Here is a 21023-nt window from a genome sequence, read left to right on the forward strand (position 1 = left end):
TCGATCTCAGTCCTGGCGACGCAGGTCGTCCAGCGTCCGCATCGCACCGACGGTGAACGGCGTCCACGACCGCCGGTCGAGTTCCGGCCACACGAGGGAGTGCATGCTCAGGTCGCGGGCCTGCATCGCGGACGTCGGCGAGGCGCCCAGCACGATCAGAGGGCGGCGCCGGAAGACCAGCCTCAGCTCGCCGATCACCGACGCGATCGACATCGACCGTCCGCTGGCGAAGATCTTGGTGACGACCTGCGGCCTGTCGGACGTCTCGGCGCGGAGCCGGTCGAGGGCGTCCAGGACGAGCTCGGCGCAGTCGGCGACGAACACGTAGTCGCGCAGCGTGTCCAGCGACGACCAGATGTGGCTGGCACGCCGCTTGAGGAACGAGGCGCACAGCTGGGAGACCAGGCCCTGCGGCTTGTCGAGGTTCTGGCCGGGGCCGTAGATGTTGGCGATGCGGCCGATGAGGGCGGACGTGCCGGTGCGCATCGCCCAGTCGGTGACGATGCGCTCGGCCTCGAGTTTCGCGAAGCCGTAGGGGGCGAGCGGCCGCACCGGAGAAACCTCGGTGTAGGGCGGGAACCCGACGCCGGCGTAGACGCCGCCCGCCGACGACGCGAAGAACACGGCCCCGCGCGGGCCGCCGCCGAGCCCCTCGAGCGCCGCCGACAGGGCGGCCAGTTCGTTGTCGAGGTCCTCCTTGCTGGTGCCGGTCACCCCGGCGCCCGCGCACCAGATCACCTGCCAGGGCTGGTCGCCGGCCTTCCCGACGAAGGACGCCGCGGCGTCCGCCAGCACGGCTCGGGCCCGCTCGGGCTCCGACCAGGGGATCGGCGGGGCGGCGAAGCGGGGCGCCCGCCCGTCGAGGGCGGCCACGACGTGCTGGCCGAGGAGGCCGCCGGCCCCCACCACCCAGGTCAGCGGCGCGGTCACTGCTGGGGGCGGAACTGCCCGGAGTCGTGGCCGGCGGCGTGGCTGCCGCCCGGGGCGGGCTGCTCGCCGCGCGCGTCCGTGGCCGCGGCGTCTGTGTCGTCGGCCTGCGGGCCGGACGACGGCCGCGCCTGCCCCGGCAGGGGCTGCGCCGCGCGCTCGTGGCGGACGGGGGCCCCGGGCCGGCGCCCGAACGGCCCCGCGGCCGGGTCGTTGAGGATCAGGTACGGCGGCTTGCCCATCGCCATGTTCACGGCGACGCCGACGTACTCGGCGATGACGCCGAGGCAGAACAGCACCAGGCCGGTCGACACGAGCAGGATGACGATGGTGGACGTCCAGCCCTGCGGCACCTGGGCGCCGGCGAGGCTGGAGATGACCAGCGAGAGCGCGTACAACACGCCGAGGACGGCGAACGCCGCGCCGATGCCGCTCACGATGCGCAGGCCGCGGGTGCCGCTGGAGAGCACGAGCCGCCAAAAATGCGAGATCAGCCGCTTCATGTTGTAGCCCGAGGCGCGGCCGCCCTCCTGGCGCAACGCGACCGGCACGTGGGTGATGCGGCCCATGACCCAGCCCAGGGCGACGTCGAGGTAGACGCCATGGCCCGCGTAGGCGGCCACGCTGCGTCCGGCGTCACCGATCATCAGGCGGTAGCTCTGGAACGTCGTCGTCTTGGTGCCCGTCAGGAACGTCGCGAAGACCCACTTCGCGCCGGCGCTGAGCACATTGCGCACCGCGCCGTGCGGGGCCGGGTTCGTCGGGTCGGCGTAGACGAGCTGGGCCTGCTCGGCCATCGCGGTGTCGAGGAACGCCGGCAGGTCGGCCGGATCGTGCTGGCCGTCCTCGTCGATGGTGGCGATCCAGTCGCCGGTGCTGGACGCCATGCCGGCCAGCGTCGCGGGGTGCTGGCCGAAGTTGCGGCTCAGCCAGACGGGCTTGACGAAGTCGTAGCGCTCCGCGAGCTCACCGATGACGTCGGCGGAGCCGTCGGGGCCGTTGTCCCAGGCCAGGAGCCACTCGGTGACCTTCCAGCGGTGCCCGCCGGGGCTCACGTGCTCGGTGGTGAGGGCGGCGATCTCCTCCGCCAAGGCCGGGAGGGTGAGCTCCCCCTTGTACACGGGCGTGACCACGGAGATGCGGTGCACGAAGTCCTGATCCGTCACGAGTCGACCTTAGCGGATGAGGACGGCCGTCCCGCGTCGTCCGCTGCGTGCAGCTTGCGGCCCAGGTAGGCGTAGGTGAGGCGGCGGCCCACCGCCATGCCGCGGGCCATCGCGTCCCCGCGTAGCAGGTCGGCGCGGCTGAGCAGCCCCGGGTTGGTGCGCGCCAAACGGTGGTGGAACGAGACGACCTGGTCGGCCTGCTTCTGGGCCAGATTGACGCTCCACTGCTGAGCGCTGATGCGGAAGCTGGCCAGCACCCGATCGAGCGCGTGGTACCGACCCAGCATGAGGACGTTGCACGCGGTCGCCTGGTCGATGACGTAGGGATCCTCGGCGTCCCAGCCGCCGGCCTTGGTGAAGGCGGAGCGTCGGTACAGGACGCAGCCCGGCTCGCCGAAGATGTTGGTGCCGCAGATGACCGATCGGCGCGCGGCCGAGGGGCCCGGCACCGTGCCGCGCAACCCACCCAGGCCACGCCCCGCGACGAGTTCGGCGCCGCGGGCGTCGATGAGCGAGCGCTTGCAGGAGACCATGACGACCGTGTCGTCCTCCTCCATGGGCGCGACCTGCTCCGCGAGCAGCGTGGGCGCGATGACGTCGTCGCCACAGACCAGCTTCAGGTACTCCCCGGACGCCTCGGCGCTGACGCGCTTCCAGTTGGCCGGCGCGCCGCCGCCCGGCTCGGTGCGCAGCAGCCGGACGCGGGGGTCGTCGGCGTAGGCCTGCAGCCGCTCCCACGTCCCGTCGGTGCTGGAGTGATCGGAGACGATCAACTCGAAGTCACCGAACGTCTGGTTCAGGATCGAGCGGATCGCCTCGTCGATGAACGCAGCGCTGTTGTACGACGGCACGACCACGGACACTTTCGGCGCCACAGCTGCCCCCTCCTCAGATAGTGACCCGGCACAGCCTACGCGGATCGACCCCCGCCACCGCAGCGCCGCGGCGGTGATGTCGCGACCCGGACGCGGAGGGGGTCAGCCGAGCCTGGGCCGGACGTGCAATCCGACCTCGGGGTCGACCAGCACCTCTTGGGCGGCGGCTATGGGACCGAGGCGCAGCTCGGCATCCACGGCGATGTTGCGCTTGACCAGGGCGAGCGCGATCGGGCCGAGCTCGTGGTGCTGCGCCGAGGTCCCCACCCGGCCCACCGGGCGGTCACCGAGCAGCACCGGTTCGCCCACCTCGGGCAGCGCGTTGGCGGTGCCGTCCAGGTGCAGCAGCGTCAGCCGCCGCGGCGGACGTCCGAGGGTGTGGATGCGGGCGACGGTCTCCTGCCCGCGGTAGCAGCCCTTCGCGAGGTGGACGGCCTCACCGAGCCGGTCGCCGTGCGGCGCCGCGACCTCGTTGGGGACGGTCTTCTCGTCGGTGTCGAGGAACGGCCGCGCACGCCCGGCGGCGATGCGCAGCGCCTCGTGCGCCCACGTGCCGGCCCGCACATCGCCCAGCGCCTCGTCGAGCCGGTCCCGCGGCACGATGCGCTCCCCGCCCGCGTCGCCGACCACCGCGAAGTCCGCGCTGCGGTCGCTCAGCTCGACGCGGGAGGCGAACACCATGCTGCCCAGCCATGCGAGGAGTTGCTCGAGGTGCTCGGGCTCGGTGTGCGCGAGGAAGGCCTCGCCGTCGTCGACACCGGCGAACGCGTGCTCGATGTGGCCGTTCGGGTCGAGGATGTACGCGCTGATCGGCCGCCCGGGCGTCCCCGGGACGAACTGCTGGGACGTCAGCGCGTGCAGCCAGGTCAGCCGGTCCGCGCCGGCGACGGCGAACACGGGGCGATGCGACAGGTCGACGCGCGCCGTGCCCGCCTCCAGGCGCCGCTGCTCGCGCAGCGGGTCGCCGTAGTGCAGCGGCACGCCGGCGTCGGGGCCCGCGTCGTTGAGCACCGTGATCATCGTCGCTCCAGGGTCGCCCACACGTAGGGACGCAACGCGACGTCGTCGGTCGCCCGGTCGAAGCTGTACATGAGCTTGCCGTCCACGTTGCCGTACAGGCGGCGTCCGGCGGTGTAGTTCACCGTGGCGTGCGGGGTACGGGCGACGACGTCGGTGACGATGTCGACGCGGCCGGGCTGCAGCGTGCCGTACCAGACGTCGGCGAAGCCCTCGGGGCTACACATGACGGCCTCGACCTCGGCGTGGTCGTTCGCACGCCAGAAACCCGTCTCGATCATCAGCGGCTTCACCGGGCGGCCCTGGTCGTCGATCTCGAACATCTGCGCCAGGTAGTGCAGGTAGTCGTCGCCGTTGTCGGCGATGTCGAGCTGGATGCCGAACTCGGTCTTCTCCTCACCGGGCCACTCGCGGTAACCGGTTCCCTCCCAGCGCCCGCGCAGCCAGGCCAGGCCCATCAGCGCCGGGTTCAGGTCCGAGGGGATCTCGAATGCCACTGCTCCTCCTAGGTTCGTCTCGCCCGCCTCAACGCCGGCGGACGCCGTCGATGTTCCCAGATGCCGCCGGTCCGCGGACGGCCATCCGCGCCGCCCCCGCTAGGCTCGGGGCGTGCGAGTCGTGGTGCAGCGGGTGACGTCGGCGTCGGTGCGGGTCGAGGGCACGATCGTCGGCGCGATCGACGAACCGGGGCTGCTGGTGCTCGTCGGGGTGACCCACGGGGACACCGAGCTGGTCGCCGACCGCCTCGCCGACAAGGTGTGGGGGCTGCGCATCCTCGCCGACGAGCGCAGTTGCTCCGAGCTGGGCGCGCCGCTGCTGGTGGTCAGCCAGTTCACGCTCTATGCGGACGTCCGCAAGGGGCGGCGTCCCTCATGGAGCCGCGCCGCCCCAGGCCCGGTCAGCGAACCCCTCGTGGACGCCTTCGTCGCCGCCCTGCGCGGCCGCGGCGCCCGCGTGGAGACCGGGAGATTCGGGGCCGACATGGCGGTCGACCTCGTCAACGACGGGCCGGTGACGCTCGTGATCGACTCGGCGATGTGGGACTGACGCCTGACGCCGGTCGAGGCTCACCAGCTTTAGGATGACGTCTAGCCGGTGCTCGGGCCGGTCGGGAGCGAGGAGAGTGCATGGCGCGGCTGCTGCTGGTGAGTTCCGACGCGACGCTCCCCGTGCTCGAGCAACTCTCGCACGAGATCGTCACGGTCCTCCCGGACGCCGACGCGCTCACCGCGTCGCTGCACGCGGACGTCGTGATCGTCGACGCGCGGCACGACCTGGCCGCGGCCCGCGTCGTGTGCCGGCTGCTGGCGGCCGGCTCCCCCACCCCGGTGCTGCTGCTCGTCACCGACTCCGGCTTCGCCACGGTCGGTTCCGACTGGGGCTTCGCCGACCTCGTCGGCGACCACGCAGGACCCATCGAGCTCTCCGCCCGGCTGCGATTGCTGCTGGCGGGCGCGCAGGGTGACGGTGTGACCACCGCGGGGGGCATCACCATCGACGAGGGCGCCTACCACGCCACCCTGCAGGGATCGCCGCTCGACCTCACCTACACCGAGTTCGAGCTGCTGAAGTACCTGGTGCAGCACCCGGGCCGAGTGTTCAGCCGCGAGCAGCTCCTCGCGGACGTCTGGGGCTATGACTACTACGGCGGCACCAGGACGGTGGACGTCCACGTGCGCCGGCTGCGCGCCAAGTTGGGCCCCGAGTACGAGAGCCTGATCGGCACCGTCCGCAACGTCGGCTACCGCTTCAGCCCCCAGGGCGGACCCCGCTCCGCCTGAGTTCGCCGTTCTGCTTTCGTTTATGGTGGTGCCCATGGATGCGCTCCCCCGCCTCGACGAGGCCCAACGGGCCGCCGTGGTGGCCCTCGTCGACGACGTCACGGACGCCGATGGCGTGAGCCCGCTCAACGAGGAGGCCCGCCTCGCGCTCGGCCGCGACGGGGCCCGGCACTGGCTGCTCGGCGCCGGCGGCGTCCTGGTCGGGTACGCCCAGGCCGATCCCGAGGAGGGCACCGCGCAGGTGTGCGTGGCCCCCGCCCACCGGCGCCAAGGCCACGGCCGCGCGCTGGTCGACGCGGTGCGCGCCGAGTTCCCCCAGGCGAAGTTCTGGGCGTTCGGCGACTCCGATGGCGCCCGCGCGCTGGCGTCCGTCCTGGGGCTGACGGACGGTCGCGACCTGCTGATCATGGCCCGCCCCCTGCCCGCCGACGTCGGCGCACCGCCGGTACCCGAGGGCGTCCGCATCACCGGGTTCCGCGACGAGGACGCCGAGGCGTTCCTGGCGGTCAACGCCGCGGCGTTCGCCGACCACCCCGAACAGGGGCACTTCTCCCTCGACGACCTGCGTGCCCGCCAGGCCGAAGACTGGTGGGACCCCGCCGGCCTGCTGATGGCCTGGGACGAGGAGGGCCTGCTCGGCTTCCACTGGACGAAGCGGCACCCCGGCACCACCGGCGAGGTGTACGTCCTCGGCGTCGCCCCCCGCGCCCAGGGGCTGAAGCTGGGCAAGGTGCTGCTGCAGGCGGGCTGCGACAAGCTGAGCGCTGATGGCTGCGACCGGGTGATCCTCTACGTCGACGGCGGCAACACCCGCGCCGTCCACCTCTACGAGCGCGCCGACTTCGAGGTCGTCCACCGCGACGTCCTCTACGGCTGACTTTTCCTCCCCCGACGCCGACGCCTCCTCGAGGCGTCGGCGTCGCTCGTCGCGAACCGCCCACAAGGAGGGCCATGAGCGCAGCACCGGACGCACTGCCGCTGCCAGCCGACCGCTACTACGACCGCGAGTTGTCCTGGCTGGCGTTCAACGATCGCGTGTTGGATCTGGCCAAGGACGCCGAGCGCATCCCGCTGCTGGAGCGGGCCCGCTTCCTGGCCATCTTCTCGTCCAACCTCGACGAGTACTTCATGGTGCGGATCGCGGGCCTCAAGCGGCGCATCGCCGCCGGCGTGGCGGTCCCCAGCGCGTCCGGCATCCCGCCACGAGAGCTGCACCGGCAGGTGCTGGCACGCACGCGCGAACTCGTGGCCGATCAGGCGCGCGTGTTCGCCCAGGACGTCCGCCCCGCCCTGGCCGCGGAGGGCATCGAGATCCTGGGCTGGGATCAGCTCACCGACGACGAACACGCCCGCATGACGACCCTGTTCGACGAGCGCATCTTCCCCATCCTGACCCCCCTCGCGGTCGACCCGTCGCACCCGTTCCCCTACATCTCAGGGCTGGCCGTCAACCTCGCCGTGTGGTTGGAGAACCCGCGCACCGGTCGCCGCAGCTTCGCCCGGGTGAAGCTGCCGACGATGCTCGACCGGTTCCTCCCGCTGCGCGACCAGCGCTTCGTCCCGCTCGAGGACGTCATCTCCCACCACCTCGACCGGCTGTTCCCCGGCATGGAGCTCCTGCAGTGCGCCACGTTCCGGGTCACCCGCAACGAGGACCTCGAGGTCGAGGAGGACGACGCCGAGAACCTGCTGCACGCCCTGGAGCAGGAGCTGCTGCGCCGCAAGATCGGACGCCCCCCGGTGCGCCTGGAGGTGGAGGACACCCTGGAGGGCGCGCTGCTGGACCAGCTCGCCGCCGAGCTCGACGTCGCCGAGGACGAGATCTTCCGAGTCCCGTCCCCGCTCGACCTGAGCGGGCTCAACAGCGTCGTCACGGTCAAGCGAGAGAAGCTGGCGTTCCCGGCGTTCCTGCCCCGCACGCACCCGGAGCTCGCCGAGGCCGAGACGTCCCAGCCGGCGGACATGTTCGAGGCCCTCCGCCGCCAGGACGTCCTGCTGCACCACCCCTATGACTCGTTCGCCACGAGCGTGCAGCGCTTCATCGAACAGGCCGCCGCCGACCCGCACGTGCTGGCGATCAAGCAGACGCTGTACCGGACGTCCGGCGACTCCCCCATCGTGGACGCCCTCATCGAGGCCGCCGAGGCGGGCAAGCAGGTGCTGGTGATCGTCGAGATCAAGGCCCGCTTCGACGAGCAGGCGAACATCGGCTGGGCGCGCAAGCTCGAGCACGCCGGCTGCCACGTCGTCTACGGCATCGTCGGCCTCAAGACGCACTGCAAGCTCTGCCTGGTGGTCCGCGAGGAGCCGGACGGCCTGCGCCGCTACGTCCACATCGGCACCGGCAACTACAACCCGAAGACGGCCCGCGGCTACGAGGACATGGGCCTGCTCACCTGCGACCCCGTCGTCACCGACGATGTCGCTCGCCTGTTCAACCGGCTGTCCGGGCTGTCGGAGAACGTCACCTATCAGCGGCTGATGGTCGCGCCGGAAGGTGTCCGGGACGGCCTGCTGCGCCGCATCGAGCGCGAGATCGAGCACCACCGGCACGGGCGTCCGGCCGGCATCCGGCTGAAGGTGAACGCGATCGTGGACGAGGCGATCATCGACGGGCTGTACCGCGCGTCGCAGGCCGGGGTCGCGGTGGACGTCTGGGTGCGCGGCATCTGCAGCCTGCGTCCCGGGGTGCCCGGGCTGAGCGACAACATCCGCGTCCGCAGCAACCTGGGACGTTTCCTCGAGCACAGCCGGCTGTTCTGGTTCGCCAACGGCGGCGACCCCATCGTCGCGCTCGGCTCACCCGACATGATGCACCGCAACCTCGACCGCCGCGTCGAGGTCATCGTGTCGTTGACGAGGAAGCAGCATCGCGACGAAATCGGTACCCTTTTCGACATCGCCTTCGACGAGAACACCGCCATGTGGTGGCTGGACGACAAGACGTGGCAGCAGCGGGTTCGAGGCGAAAACGGCGAGCCGAAAACGGACGTACAGACCCGCCTGATCGAACTGGTCGGCAAGCGGCGCTGCGTCAAGACCACGAGAAGAGGGTGCTAGCCGTGGGACGACGACATTCGCCGATCCTGGCCGCCGGTGCGGTCGTGATCGACCGTCCGGAGGGGAAGTCTCCGCGCGTCCTGCTGGTGCATCGCCCGCTCTACGACGATTGGACGCTGCCCAAGGGCAAGCTCGAGACGGACGAGACCCTGCCGGGCTGCGCGCAGCGCGAGGTCGAGGAGGAGACCGGCGTGCACATCCGGCTCGGCCTGCCGATCGGCAAGATCTCCTATTCGATCGGCTCCGGCAAGAAGGAGTCGTACTACTGGCTGGGCCACGCGTTGTCGTCGAAGCGGCACAAGCCGAACAAGGAGGTCGACAAGGTTGCCTGGCTGTCGGCCGGGACGGCGCTGGCGAGGATGACCTACGGCGACGAGCGGACGCTGGTCGATCGGGCGCTCACGCTCAGCCACACCACCCCCCTGCTGATCGTCCGGCATGCCAAGGCGATGGAGCGCAAGAACTGGTCGGGACGCGACCAGGCCCGCCCCCTCAGCGCCCGCGGCCGCAAGCAGGCCAGGAACCTCGTGCCGCTGCTCGGCGCCTACGGCGTCACCGAGGTGGTCTCGTCCAGCGCGACCCGCTGCGCCCAGACGATGAAGCCGTACTCCAAGGCGTCCGGTCATGAGATCGAGCTGTGGTCGTCCCTGACCGAGGAGCAGGCCGAGGCCAACGAGAAGGGCGTCGCGCAGACGATGCAGCGGCTCGTCCAGCGCGTGCGCGACACGTCGCGCCCGCTGGCGGTCTGCGGGCACCGGCCCGTCCTGCCGCTCATGCAGGAGAGCGTCGGGGTCCCGCCGAGGCCGATGCAGACCGCGGCCGTCCTCGTCGCCCATCTGGACGCCGACGGCAAGACGGTCGCCTACGAGCGCCATAAACAGCGCGTCTGAACAGGACATCCCAGGAGTTCACCTTTCGTTCACCTGTCAGAGCCCGAGTCGTTACAGGTGGTGTTTAGCTTGATTAGCGAAGCCATCATCTGCCTGGCCCGAGGGCTGTGCCCTTGACGAACTAACAGAAGGACTCTTGTGAAGAAGAAGCTTGTTGCCCCGCTCGCCATCATGGCCGCTGCGACGCTCGCGTTCTCGGGTTGCGCCGCCAACGAGTCGGGGAACTCCTCCTCGGCGGGCGCCTCCGACGCCAACCTGAGCGGCACCCTGACCGGTCGCGGCGCTTCGTCGATGCGGGCCGCGCAGGAGAAGTGGGTCGCCGATTTCCAGACCAAGAACCCGGGCGTGACCGTGAACTACTCGCCGGACGGCTCCGGCGCCGGTCGCGAGGCCTTCACCGCGGGCGCTGTGCAGTTCGCCGGTTCGGACCGCGCGCTGAAGGACACCGAGATGGGCGCCGGCAAGTTCGCCCGCTGCACCCCGGAGTCGAACGCGCTGAACCTGCCGGTTTACATCTCCCCGATCGCCGTGATCTACAACGTCCAGGGCGTCAAGGACCTGAAGCTCGACGCGGACACCCTCGCGGGCATCTTCTCCGGCAAGATCACCAAGTGGAACGACCCGAAGATCAAGGCGCTGAACGCCAGCGCCAACCTGCCGGCCACGAACATCACCGCCGTGCACCGCTCCGACGACTCGGGCACCACCAACAACTTCACCGATTACCTGGGCAAGGCCTCCACCGTCTGGGGCCAGGACGCCTCCGACACGTGGCCGAAGAACTTCAAGGGTGAGGCCGCCAAGGGCACCTCCGGCGTCGTGGACGCCGTCAAGACCGGTACCGGCACCATCGGCTACGCCGACGAGTCCGCCACGCAGGGCCTCGACATCGCCGATCTGAAGGTCGGCAACGAGTTCGTCAAGCCCACCCCCGAGGCCGCCGCGAAGATCGTGGACGGTTCCGAGAAGGTCGCCGGCCGCGCCGAGCACGACTGGGCCCTGAACCTCAACCGCAAGGCTGAGGGCGCCTACCCGGCCGTCCTGGTGTCCTACGCGATCGTGTGCGAGGACTACAAGGACGACAAGGACGCGCAGCTCGTGAAGTCCTACGTCGGCTACATCGCCTCCGCTGATGGTCAGAAGTCGGCCAGCGAGTCGGCCGGCAACGCGCCGCTGTCGGACAAGATGGCGGAGAACATCAAGGCCGCCATCGACTCAATCAAGTGATCTGATCGCGCATCAGGCCATGCCCGCCGCCGAGCTGTCGGCGGCGGGCATCGTCATGTAGGTACCGCACCGCACTCCCACCTCCTCATCGACCACACAGGGGTTCTTGTGTCTCATTCCAGCTCCTCCCCGTCGACGACCGAACGGCAAGAGTCCTCAGAGAACAGCCTCGTCCCCGCCAAGAAGCGGATCGGCGACTCGGTGTTCAAGGGGCTCTCCACCGGTTCCGGCGTCCTGATCCTCGTCGTCCTCGCCCTCGTCGCGCTCTTCCTGATCATGCAGGCGCTTCCTGCGTTGACGACCTCTCCCGACCTGCTCATGCAGCAGGGCTACGGTCCGTTCTGGTCCTGGGTCATCCCGATCGCGTTCGGCACGGTCTACTCGTCCTTCCTGGCGCTGCTGTTCGCGGTGCCGGTCGGCATGGGTATCGCCCTGTTCATCTCGCACTACGCGCCGCGTCAACTGGCGCAGCCGCTCGGCTACGTCATCGACCTGCTGGCCGCCGTGCCGTCCGTCGTCTTCGGTCTCTGGGGCGCCAACGCCTTCGCGCCCTCGGTCAACACCGCCTGGATCTGGCTGAACCGCAATATGGGCTGGTTCCCGCCCTTCGGCGGCCAGGCGTCCGGCACCGGCCGCACGATGCTGACCGCGTCCCTGGTGCTCGCGGTCATGATCCTGCCGATCATCACGTCGCTGTGCCGCGAAGTCTTCCTCCAGGCGCCCAAGCTGCACGAGGAAGCGGCCCTTGCGCTCGGCGCCACGCGCTGGGAGATGATCAGGATGTCCGTGCTGCCCTTCGCGCGCGCCGGCATCATCTCGGCCGTCATGCTCGCCCTGGGCCGCGCGCTCGGTGAGACCATGGCCGTCGCCATGATCTTGTCCGGCGCGAACGTCATCAACTGGCAGGTTCTGACCGGCACCAACTCCAACACGATCGCCGCCACCATCGCGCTGAACTTCCCCGAGGCCTTCGGCCTGCGGGTCAACCAGTTGATCGCCGGTGGCCTGGTGCTGTTCGTGATCACCCTCGCGGTCAACATGCTGGCCCGCTGGGTCGTCAGCCGCCGCGCCGCCTTCTCGGGAGCCAACTGATGTCCACCACCGCTACTGCACCGAAGTCCAGCCGCCACGAAGCCAGTTCGCTGACCGCGGGCCAGCTCCCCTCGTGGTCCACCTGGGTGGCCCTGGTCGCCTCGATCGTCGTCGCCGCGCTCCTCACCGTCGCCTTCGGCGGCTTCAACCTCGTGGGCGCGCTGGCTCTGGGGGCGCTGCTCTTCCTGGTCGTGATGCACGTCTGGTCCATGTCCGTCGAGGGCGGCCGCAAGGCTGTTGACCGGCTGGCGAAGCACCTGGTCGTCGCGGCGTTCGTGATCGCGCTGATCCCGCTCGTCTGGGTCATCTGGAGCACCCTGACCCAGGGTCTGCCCCGCATGGACGTCACGTTCTTCACCAACTCCATGCGCAGCGTGGTCGGCCAGGGCGGCGGCTTGGCGCACGCGCTGACGGGCACCCTGTGGGTCACCGGCATCGCGACCCTGATCTCCGTCCCGATCGGCCTGCTGACCGCCGTCTACCTGTCGGAGTACGGCCATGGACGCCTCGCGCGCGGCATCACGTTCTTCGTGGACGTCATGACCGGCATCCCCTCGATCGTGGCCGGCCTGTTCGCCTACTCGCTGATGACGATGCTGCGTGGCCCGGGCACCCAGAACGGTCTCGCGGGGGCCATCGCCCTGTCCGTGCTGATGATCCCCGTCGTGGTCCGCTCCACCGAGGAGCTCCTGCGCATCGTCCCGAACGAGCTCCGGGAGGCGTCGTACGCGCTGGGCGTCCCGAAGTGGGCGACGATCATGAAGGTCGTCATCCCGACCGCCATCTCCGGTATCGTCTCCGGCGTGATCCTGGCCATCGCCCGCATCATCGGCGAGACTGCTCCGCTGATGATCGCCGCGGGCTTCACCGCAAGCCAGAACATGAACCCGCTGAACAACGCGATGATGACGATGCCGGTGTTCGTGTACGACCAGTACGCCCACCCGGGCGTCCCGGTCGCCCCGTATCACGAGCGGGCCTGGGCGGGCGCCCTCACGCTGATCCTCCTCGTCATGGCCCTCAACCTTCTCGGTCGACTGATCGCTCGCCGGTTCGCACCCAAGACCGCCGGCCGCTGACCCCGACCACTGCACAAGAAAGAAACCAATGTCGAAGCGTATTGAAGCCAAGGATCTGAACATCTACTACGGCAAGTTCCGGGCGGTGGAAGGCGTCAACATGGTCATCGAGCCCCGCTCGGTGACGGCGTTCATCGGCCCGTCCGGCTGCGGCAAGTCCACCGTGCTCCGCACGATGAACCGCATGCACGAGGTCATCAACGGCGCCTACGTCGAGGGCAAGCTGCTGCTGGACGGCGAGGACCTCTACGGTCCCGGCGTCGACCCGGTGAACGTCCGCCGTCAGGTCGGCATGGTGTTCCAGCGCCCGAACCCGTTCCCCACGATGTCCATCAAGGAGAACGTGCTCGCCGGCGTCCACCTCAACAACAAGCGCGTCAACCAGGCGACCCAGGACGAGCTGTGCGAGAAGGCCCTGCGCGGCGCGAACCTGTGGGAAGAGGTCAAGAACCGCCTCGACCTGCCCGGTTCCGGCCTGTCCGGCGGCCAGCAGCAGCGCCTGTGCATCGCCCGCGCGATCGCGATGCAGCCCGAGGTGCTCCTGATGGACGAGCCCTGCTCGGCCCTCGACCCGATCTCCACGCTGGCGATCGAGGACCTGATCCAGGAACTCAAGGAGAACTACACGATCGTCATCGTGACGCACAACATGCAGCAGGCGGCGCGCGTGTCCGACCGCACCGGCTTCTTCAACATCGCCGGCACCGGCGCTCCCGGCAAGCTGATCGAGATCGGCCCGACGGAGAAGATCTTCTCCAAGCCCGACCAGCAGGCCACCGAGGATTACATCACCGGCCGCTTCGGCTGATCGTCCCGTTCTGACACCGAGTGGGGGCCCCGAGACACGTTCTCGGGGCCCCCACTCACGTTCACTAGGATGTGCCCCATGGCTAGAGCTGGCTGGTATCCCGATCCGGGCGGCGTTCCCGGGATGTTCCGCTACTGGGACGGCGCCTCGTGGTCCGCGACGCTGTCGGCGGATCCGTCCGCACCGGCGCCGCTCGGGGAGGCGCAGCCTCCGCAGGGAGGCGGCCCCGGCATGGCCCCGATCCAGCTCGGGCACCAGTCCGGCCCGGGCCCCTACGGGCACTCCGCCGGCCAGGTCGGGGACGCCGGCCAGCCGGGCGCCGACCCGTACAGCTACACCGGGGGTGGCCGCGGCCGCGGCGTCGGCTGGTGGATCCTCATCGGCGTGCTGGTGATCGGCCTCGTCTTCGGCGGCTACACCCTGCTGCGCACCGTCGGCTTCGGGCCGTTCGGCGCCGCGCCGCCGCCGAGCAATCCCACCGGGGACGTCTGCCCGAAGCGCAAGATCGACATCTCCCCCACCCCGGCTCAGCACCGCACGGCGGACGGCCGCGTCAAGGGCGGCAAGATCTCCTACCCGCTTCTCGGCGCCCCGTGGTCGTCGCCGCACGAGGACGACCGCGTCCCGTTCGGGCGCGACACCTCGAGCCAGGACGTGATGGTCGAAGAGAACTACGACGGCCGCGGGTCGTCGTGGGTGGCGTCCATCTTGGTCGGCGAACTCGTCGCCGGCGACGGCTTCTTCAGCCCCCAGCAGGGCAGCGAGATCGTGTCCCGCTGCGTCCTCGGCGAGTTCTACGGCGACAATCCGGTCGAGCGCAAGGACGTCGTGAACCGCGCCACCACCGTCGGTGGCAAGGAGGCGTGGGAGGTCGAGATGCACCTCACCTTCGACATCCAGGGTCTTCAGGTGAAGGGCGAGACCGCGATCATCGTGATCGTCGCGACGGGACAGGACGCATCCAGCCTCTACTACGCGTCCATCCCAGACAGCCGCCCCGAGCTCCTGCAGACCGCCCGGCAGGTGCAAAAGCAGCTGCGCGTCGAGCCCTAGCCCGGGCGCCGGCGTCCGGCACCGCTCGCAAGCCCCCGACTCGGGCGCGTGCGTGCTCCGGGGCCTCAGCCTTGGTCGGGGAAGCCGAGCCCGAGGAGCGCGTTCTCGACGACCTCGGTCAGCGAGGGGTGGATCCAGTACGGGGCCCTCGCCATCGTCGGGGCGTCGATGCCGAGCGTCATGCCGAGCAACAGCGGCTGGATCAGCAGCGTCGCCTCCGGGCCGAGGATGTGGGCGCCCACGACCTGGCGGGTGGCCTTGTCCGCGATCAGCTTCACGAAGTGGTCGGTGTCCTCCATCGCCCAGCCGTAGGCGACGCTGCCGTACTCCTGCTTGGCAACCGCGACGTCGATGCCCTGCTCGCGTGCCTCGCGCTCGGTGAGCCCGGCCGCCGCGATCTGCGGGTGCGCGAACACCCCGTGCGCCACGACGCGCTTCGGATCGACGGCGCGCAGGTCGTCCGGGTGCAGCAGGTTGTGCTGCACGATGCGCTCCTGGTAGTTCGCCACGTGCTTGAGCTGGTGGTGGTCGCTGACGTCGCCCAACGCCCAGATGCCCGGCACGGACGTCCGCTGGTACTCGTCCACGACGACGTAGCCGCGATCGTCCACCTCGATGCCGGCGGCTTGGACGCCCAGCCGGTCGCCGTTGGGGACGCGGCCCTGCGCGAGCAGGACGACGTCGCCTTCGTAGCGCTGCTCCTGCCCGTCCGCGTCGCGGGTGAGGACCGCGACGCGTCCGTCACCGCCCTCGCGCAGGCCCTGCACCTGCTCGCCGAGGCGGAGGTTCACGTCGTCGGGCATCAGCCGGGTGAAGCGCTCGGAGATGTCGTCGTCCTCACGGCGCAGCAGCCGCTCCGAGCGGTTGATCAGCGTCACCTTCGTGCCCAGGCTCGAGAAGATGTGGCTGAACTCGGCGGCGATGAAACCGCCGCCGAGGATCACCATCGTGACGGGCTGCTCGTCGAGCCGCATGATCGTGTCGGACGTGTGCAGCCGGTCGGCCAGCGCGGGATCGGCGACTCCCGGAACGTCCGGCAGGAAGGGCCGTGACCCCGCCGCGAGGACGAACGTGTCGGCGGTGATGGTCTCGTCGCCGACCTTCAGCGCCTTGTCACCGACGAACCGGCCGGTCTGCCGGTAGAGCGTGACGTTCGCGTTCTGCCCGCGCCAGGCCTCGCCGCCGGAGGAGATCGCGTCGATGCGGCCGAAGATGCGGTCGCGCAGGCCCTCCCAGTCAGCCTGCCCGCGGCTCAGCTGGAGGTTCACCCGGGCGGCCGCCTCCGGCGTCCTGGCCAGGTCGGCCGGGTAGGCGAACATCTTGGTGGGGATGCAGCCCCGGTTGATGCACGTGCCGCCGAAGGTGATGCCGTCGTCGACGAGCGCGATCGACAGGCCGTCGAGCTTCTCGTCGATCAGCGCGTTCCCCGATCCCGAGCCGATGATGCAGAGGTCGTAGTGAGCCATGGTGCCCTCCTCGTGCCGCTCAGATGCCCGCGTAGCTGTGCAGGCCGCTGACCAGCAGGTTGATGCCGACGAAGTTGAACCAGAACGTGATGACGCCGATGATCGCCAGGATCGCAGCCGGACGCCCCCGCCATCCAGCGGTCGAGCGCGCGTGCAGGTAGGCCGCGTAGACGACCCAGGTGATCAGCGACCAGGTCTCCTTGGGATCCCAGCCCCAGTAGCGGCCCCACGCGAACTCGGCCCAGATCGACCCGGCCGCGATCGTGAAGGTCCACAGCGGGAAGGCGAACGCGTGCGCACGGTAGGCGAACCGGTCGAGCGCCTGCGCGGACGGGATGCGCGCCAGGTAGCCGTGGAGGGTGCCGCGACGCTCGGCACGTCCGCGGATCAGGAACAGGATGGACGCGATGGCGCCCAGGTTGAACAGCGCGCCGGAGATGCTGGCCGCGACGATGTGCACGACGAACCACACCGAGTGCAGCGCCGGGACGAGCGGGGCGACGTCCACGTAGAAGACCGTCACGGCGAGGCCCTGCCCCACGGTGAGCAGCAGCGTCACGGGCAGGCCGAGCCAGCGCATCCCCTTCGCCGTGAGCAGCACCAGGGCCCCGATCGCGACGAACAGCATCGCGGTCGTGACGAACTCGTACATGTTGCCCCAGGGCGCGCGCTGGGCCGCGATCCCGCGCAGGACGACGCCGGCGAGGTGGGTGAGGAGGCCGATGGTCGCCAGTGCCACGCCGATACGGCCGAACTTATCGACGCGCAGGCGGTCGGTCTCGGAACGGGTCAGGTCGGTGACCGGGTTCCCGTCGTCGAGGTTGCGCGCGCTCGCCCACTCGGCCGAGAACGCGGCGAACGCGACCAGGTAGATGACGGCCGACGTGACCATCGCCACGAATGAGTAGTAGCCGGCGCCGGTCAGCGTCATGGCGTCCCCTTCCTCGTCGATCGAGCCTGCGCAGGTTCCGGGTCGCGGGCCCCGGCGGGGTCGGACTCCTGTTCGCCAGGCGCGGGTGGTGGAGCTGCCCCGGCGGCGGCCGCGAGCTCGGCGACCTCCTCGTCGAGGCCGGTGCGGGCGTCCGCCCGGTCGAGGCCGCCGACCTCGACGGCGCTGCCGGACTCGCCGGGGACTGCGCGCACGAACAGGCGGCGCGGCCGGACGAACAGCGACAGGCACAGGCCCGCGACGGCGGCGACGATGGACCCGAACGTCAACGGCAGGCCCGGCGTGCTGGAAACCTGCAGCTTCGTCCACCGGCGCCAGTCCAGCAGGGTCAGCGTCGAACCGTTCGGCAGGTCCACCGCCTGGCCGGGCGACAGCCGGAAGTTCACGATCTTGCCGTCACGGGTGAGCTGCGTCATCCCCGTCTTGTCGAGGGAGTAGACGTTCTCGGGGCGTCCGGTCTCCTGCCGCGGCGGGCCCGACCACGCGTTGCAGAACATCTGCGGCTCGAGCGCGTCGGGGAAGATCGAGTGCGGGCCCTGCTGGTTGACGACCGCGGTGGGCAGGAAGAAGCACTCGAACGCCAGCCGCTGCGGACGGGCGTCCGGGGCCTTGATGACGCCCATCGATGTGAAGTTGCCGTCCTGGGGCAGGAACGCGACGGGACCGGAGAAGGCGACGTGGCCCTGCGGGTCCTTCACCTCGACGACGGGCGCGTAGCCGTGGCCGATGAGGTGGACGGCGGTGTCGCCCAGCGACAGCGGGTGGTTGACCTCGAGCGTGCCGGGCACGACCGCGGCGCCGGGGCCCTCCTGGCTGCGGACGTGCGCGGTGAAGACGCGAGCGGCGCCGCGCTGGACGGGACCGGTTTCGAACTTCGCGTCGAATTTGTCGACCCAGACGGTGAACGGCGCCAGGTCGGCCGGCCGGAAGGACCCCCCGGCGGAGAAGTCGTCGTACTGGGACAGGTTGTTGCTGAACGCCTGCCCCTCGACCACGATGACCGACCCCTTGTAACCGAACAGGGTGCTCCAGGCGACGCCGGCGAGGACGAAGACCAGGCTGACGTGGAACAACAGGTTGCCGAACTCCCGCAGATAGCCGCGCTCGGCCGAGACCGAGTCGTCCTGCCGCCGGACGCGGTAGCGCCGCTTGCGCAGCCAGGCTTCGGCGGCGTCCAGCGTCTCGCCCGCGGGCAGCGCGGACAGGCCGGTGGTGCTCTCGGGCAACCGACTCAGCCGTTTCGGCGTCCGGGGCGGCTGAGCGCGCAGGGATCGCGCGTACGTCGCGATGCGGGGCACGATGCAGCCGATCAGCGACAGGAACAGCAGCAGGTAGACCGCCGCGAACCACGGCGACGCGTAGACATCGAAGAGGCCGAGGGTGTCGTAGATCGGGCCGAGCGTGGGGTTGTCGCGGATGAAGTCGGAGACCTTGACGGGGTTGACCGGGCGCTGCGGGATCAGGGAGCCCGGCACGGCCGCGATCGCCAGCGCGAACAGCAGCACCAGCGCGGTGCGCATGCTTGTCAGCTGCGTCCACAGGAACCGCAGCGACTCGCGCGGGGTCAGCGGCGCGGCGTCCTCGGTGGTGTTCTTGGCCATCAGATCAGCACCCCGAACCCGGCGGCCCACGAACGGACGACGCTCATCACGACGTCCCACCAGCCGGTGACGAGAAGGACGCCGACGGCGACCATCAAGAACCCGCCGATGCGCTGCAGGAGAAGCCCGTGCCCGCGCACCCACCCCAGCGTGCCGGACAGCCGGGTGAAGCCCAGTCCGAACGCCAGGAACGGCAGCCCCAGCCCCAGCGCGTACACGAGCGCGAGGACCGCGCCGCGGACGGCGGTGGCCTCGTTGAGGGCGAGGTTGAGGACGACGGACAGCGCCGGGCCGATGCACGGCGTCCACCCGAGCCCGAAGACCACGCCGAGCAGCGGCGCGGACGCGACCCCGAACCGCGGCGCCGCGCTGAGCCGGACGGTGCGCTGGCCGATATGCAGGACGTCGGCGAAGATCAGGCCCAGCACGATCGCGAGGACGCCGACGACGACGTTGATCGCCTGCTGGTAGGCCTTCAGCAGGCTGCCCAGGCCGCCGAACAACGCCCCGGAGCTCACGAAGACCGCCGCGAAACCGGCGATGAACAGCGACGTGCCGGCCAGGATGCGCCCGCGGGCACTCTTCGTCTCGCCGCTGGTGATCTGGGACGCCGCCAGCCCGGTCGCGTACGACAGGTAGCCCGGCAGCAGCGGCAGCACACACGGAGAGAAGAACGACACCAGCCCCGCCAACAGGGCGACGGGCATCGCGATCAGCATCGAGCCGCCCACGGCGTCGCGGGCCCAGGTGCCGATGTCCAGCGGGACGATCATCACCTCCAGCGGGAGCTGCGCGAGGGTGCCGATCATTTCCCCTCCGCCACGTCGGTGACGACCCCGGTGAGGGTGGCCTTCGTGGTCTCGCCGAGGATACGCGCGGCGATGCGGCCCTCGCGGTCGACGACGATCGTGCTGGGAATGGCGCTGGGCGGCAGGTCGCGGCCGAACGTCAGCAGCAGTGCGCCGTCGGGGTCGAACACGTTGACGTACGGCACCCCGAACGCCCGGACGAACGCCTGGGCGGGCTCCTTGGACAGGTCCCGGGTGTTGATGCCGACGAACGTCGCGGTGCCCTTGAGCTCCTTGGACGCGTCGGCCAGCGCCGGCGCCTCCTTCCGGCAGGGCGCGCACCACGAGCCCCAGACGTTGTAGACCAGCACGCCGCCGGGGTGCTGAGCGGAGTCGAACCGGGCGCCGTCGAGGGTCTCCCCGGCGATGCGCGGCGCGGGGCGGCGCTGGTCGGGCGGCACGGTGGTGAGCGTCCCGTCGCCGGACACGAACCCGCCCTCGCTGGCGGGCCGCGAGCCACAGCCGGATGCCACGAGGCCCAGCAGCAGCATCAGGACGGTCAGAAGCAGACGGCGCACGCGCTCACATCCCCGGACGGAAGATCTTCTTCTTCGCCGGGTACAACTCGGCCGCGGGCTCGGTGTAGTCGACGCGGACGACGCGACCTTCGACGAAGGTGAAAGACGTGACGGACGCCAGCCGGCACTCGCGCGCGGCGGGGTTGTGCACCAGCGGACGTCCCTCGCTCGCCAGCCGGGCCATATAGATCGGGAGCTGATGGGCGACGATCACGGCCTGGCCGCCGGGAACCGCAGCGGCGGCGTCCGAGATGGCGGCGAGCATGCGGTCACGGACCGCCATGTAGGGCTCGCCCCAACTGGGCCGCAGCGGGTTCCACAGGTGCCGCAGGTTCTTCGGCAGCAGGAGCCGCTGGTTGAACCGGCCGAAACTCTGCCCCTCGAGCACGTTGGCGGCCTCGATCAGGCGTCGGTCGATGACGACGTCGAGGCCCGGGAAGTCCGCGGCGATCGGCGCCATCGTCTCGCGGGCGCGCTCCAGCGGGGAACAGCGCAGGTGCGAGATCGGCTTGCCGTCGAAGAACTCCCCCAGCTTGTCGGCCATCTGCCGACCGAGCGCGGAGAGGTGGTAGCCGTCGGCGCGTCCGTAAAGGATGTGCTCGGGGTTCTCGACCTGGCCGTGCCGGCACACGTGAACGATCGTCGGCTGCATGAAACTCCTCATCG

The 21023-nt window shown here is 70.3% G+C and carries 21 protein-coding genes; 10 read left to right on the top strand and 11 right to left on the bottom strand.

Annotated elements, in window-relative coordinates; all coding sequences use genetic code 11:
- Positions 1 to 6 precede the first annotated feature (6 nt).
- From BN1187_RS03070 to BN1187_RS03090, 5 genes are all read right to left on the bottom strand, one after another.
- A complete protein-coding gene (locus BN1187_RS03070; RefSeq protein ID WP_052462222.1) occupies positions 7 to 930 on the bottom strand; it encodes an NAD-dependent epimerase/dehydratase family protein in 924 nt (307 codons plus the stop codon).
- Entirely contained in the window at positions 927 to 2093 is a 1167-nt protein-coding gene (locus tag BN1187_RS03075) for a glycosyltransferase (RefSeq protein WP_072041942.1), read from the bottom strand. The genes BN1187_RS03070 and BN1187_RS03075 overlap by 4 nt, the downstream gene beginning before the upstream one ends.
- Positions 2090 to 2968: a glycosyltransferase family 2 protein gene (locus BN1187_RS03080; protein WP_052462223.1), complete on the bottom strand. Its 879-nt coding sequence runs from the start codon at positions 2966 to 2968 to the stop codon at positions 2090 to 2092. The genes BN1187_RS03075 and BN1187_RS03080 overlap by 4 nt, the downstream gene beginning before the upstream one ends.
- A gap of 102 nt (positions 2969 to 3070) precedes the next feature.
- Positions 3071 to 3988, bottom strand: coding sequence for a CAF17-like 4Fe-4S cluster assembly/insertion protein YgfZ (gene ygfZ, locus BN1187_RS03085; protein ID WP_040158613.1), 918 nt, complete (start codon positions 3986 to 3988; stop codon positions 3071 to 3073).
- The gene (locus tag BN1187_RS03090) at positions 3985 to 4482 is read right to left on the bottom strand and encodes a heme-binding beta-barrel domain-containing protein (RefSeq protein WP_040158615.1); all 498 of its coding nucleotides are present in this window, start codon (positions 4480 to 4482) and stop codon (positions 3985 to 3987) included. The genes ygfZ and BN1187_RS03090 overlap by 4 nt, the downstream gene beginning before the upstream one ends.
- 112 nt (positions 4483 to 4594) lie before the next feature.
- Here BN1187_RS03090 and dtd point away from each other — a divergent pair, with 112 nt between their 5' ends.
- The 10 genes from dtd (at position 4595) to BN1187_RS14570 (ending at position 14975) form a co-directional block, all read left to right on the top strand.
- The gene (gene dtd, locus BN1187_RS03095; protein ID WP_040158617.1) at positions 4595 to 5032 is read left to right on the top strand and encodes a D-aminoacyl-tRNA deacylase; all 438 of its coding nucleotides are present in this window, start codon (positions 4595 to 4597) and stop codon (positions 5030 to 5032) included.
- Between the two features lie 80 nt (positions 5033 to 5112).
- Positions 5113 to 5766, top strand: coding sequence for a winged helix-turn-helix transcriptional regulator (locus BN1187_RS03100; RefSeq protein ID WP_040158619.1), 654 nt, complete (start codon positions 5113 to 5115; stop codon positions 5764 to 5766).
- A 34-nt stretch (positions 5767 to 5800) separates the two neighbouring features.
- Positions 5801 to 6643, top strand: a complete 843-nt coding sequence (gene mshD, locus BN1187_RS03105) for a mycothiol synthase (protein ID WP_052462224.1) — start codon at positions 5801 to 5803, stop codon at positions 6641 to 6643.
- Positions 6644 to 6717: 74 nt separating this feature from the next.
- On the top strand, positions 6718 to 8826 hold the full coding sequence (locus BN1187_RS03110; protein WP_040158622.1) for an RNA degradosome polyphosphate kinase: 2109 nt from the start codon (positions 6718 to 6720) through the stop codon (positions 8824 to 8826).
- 2 nt (positions 8827 to 8828) lie between these two features.
- Complete coding sequence (locus BN1187_RS03115; protein ID WP_040158625.1) at positions 8829 to 9716, top strand: NUDIX hydrolase; 888 nt, start codon at positions 8829 to 8831, stop codon at positions 9714 to 9716.
- A gap of 138 nt (positions 9717 to 9854) precedes the next feature.
- Positions 9855 to 10943, top strand: a complete 1089-nt coding sequence (gene pstS / locus BN1187_RS03120) for a phosphate ABC transporter substrate-binding protein PstS (RefSeq protein WP_040158627.1) — start codon at positions 9855 to 9857, stop codon at positions 10941 to 10943.
- 108 nt (positions 10944 to 11051) lie between these two features.
- Entirely contained in the window at positions 11052 to 12035 is a 984-nt protein-coding gene (gene pstC, locus BN1187_RS03125) for a phosphate ABC transporter permease subunit PstC (RefSeq protein ID WP_040158629.1), read from the top strand.
- Positions 12035 to 13114: a phosphate ABC transporter permease PstA gene (gene pstA, locus BN1187_RS03130; protein WP_082034468.1), complete on the top strand. Its 1080-nt coding sequence runs from the start codon at positions 12035 to 12037 to the stop codon at positions 13112 to 13114. The genes pstC and pstA overlap by 1 nt, the downstream gene beginning before the upstream one ends.
- Positions 13115 to 13142: 28 nt before the next feature.
- Positions 13143 to 13922, top strand: a complete 780-nt coding sequence (gene pstB / locus BN1187_RS03135; protein WP_040158633.1) for a phosphate ABC transporter ATP-binding protein PstB — start codon at positions 13143 to 13145, stop codon at positions 13920 to 13922.
- Between the two features lie 78 nt (positions 13923 to 14000).
- Positions 14001 to 14975: a DUF2510 domain-containing protein gene (locus BN1187_RS14570; RefSeq protein WP_072041943.1), complete on the top strand. Its 975-nt coding sequence runs from the start codon at positions 14001 to 14003 to the stop codon at positions 14973 to 14975.
- Between the two features lie 65 nt (positions 14976 to 15040).
- On the opposite strand, the gene BN1187_RS03145 is transcribed toward BN1187_RS14570, so the two are convergent.
- The 6 genes from BN1187_RS03145 to BN1187_RS03170 all read right to left on the bottom strand — a co-directional run bounded on the left by BN1187_RS03145 (position 15041) and on the right by BN1187_RS03170 (position 21009).
- On the bottom strand, positions 15041 to 16441 hold the full coding sequence (locus BN1187_RS03145) for a mycothione reductase (RefSeq protein ID WP_040158637.1): 1401 nt from the start codon (positions 16439 to 16441) through the stop codon (positions 15041 to 15043).
- A gap of 19 nt (positions 16442 to 16460) precedes the next feature.
- Positions 16461 to 17372: a c-type cytochrome biogenesis protein CcsB gene (gene ccsB, locus BN1187_RS03150; protein WP_040158640.1), complete on the bottom strand. Its 912-nt coding sequence runs from the start codon at positions 17370 to 17372 to the stop codon at positions 16461 to 16463.
- On the bottom strand, positions 17369 to 18991 hold the full coding sequence (gene resB / locus BN1187_RS03155) for a cytochrome c biogenesis protein ResB (RefSeq protein WP_072041944.1): 1623 nt from the start codon (positions 18989 to 18991) through the stop codon (positions 17369 to 17371). Before resB ends, ccsB begins: the two co-directional genes overlap by 4 nt.
- Positions 18991 to 19710, bottom strand: coding sequence for a cytochrome c biogenesis CcdA family protein (locus BN1187_RS03160; protein ID WP_052462407.1), 720 nt, complete (start codon positions 19708 to 19710; stop codon positions 18991 to 18993). The genes resB and BN1187_RS03160 overlap by 1 nt, the downstream gene beginning before the upstream one ends.
- 86 nt (positions 19711 to 19796) lie before the next feature.
- Complete coding sequence (locus BN1187_RS03165) at positions 19797 to 20357, bottom strand: TlpA family protein disulfide reductase (protein WP_082034469.1); 561 nt, start codon at positions 20355 to 20357, stop codon at positions 19797 to 19799.
- Between the two features lie 4 nt (positions 20358 to 20361).
- The gene (locus BN1187_RS03170) at positions 20362 to 21009 is read right to left on the bottom strand and encodes a histidine phosphatase family protein (protein WP_040158642.1); all 648 of its coding nucleotides are present in this window, start codon (positions 21007 to 21009) and stop codon (positions 20362 to 20364) included.
- Positions 21010 to 21023 lie beyond the last annotated feature (14 nt).

It is taken from the genome of Nigerium massiliense (assembly GCF_000826085.1).
Lineage (GTDB): Bacteria > Actinomycetota > Actinomycetes > Propionibacteriales > Propionibacteriaceae > Propioniciclava > Propioniciclava massiliense.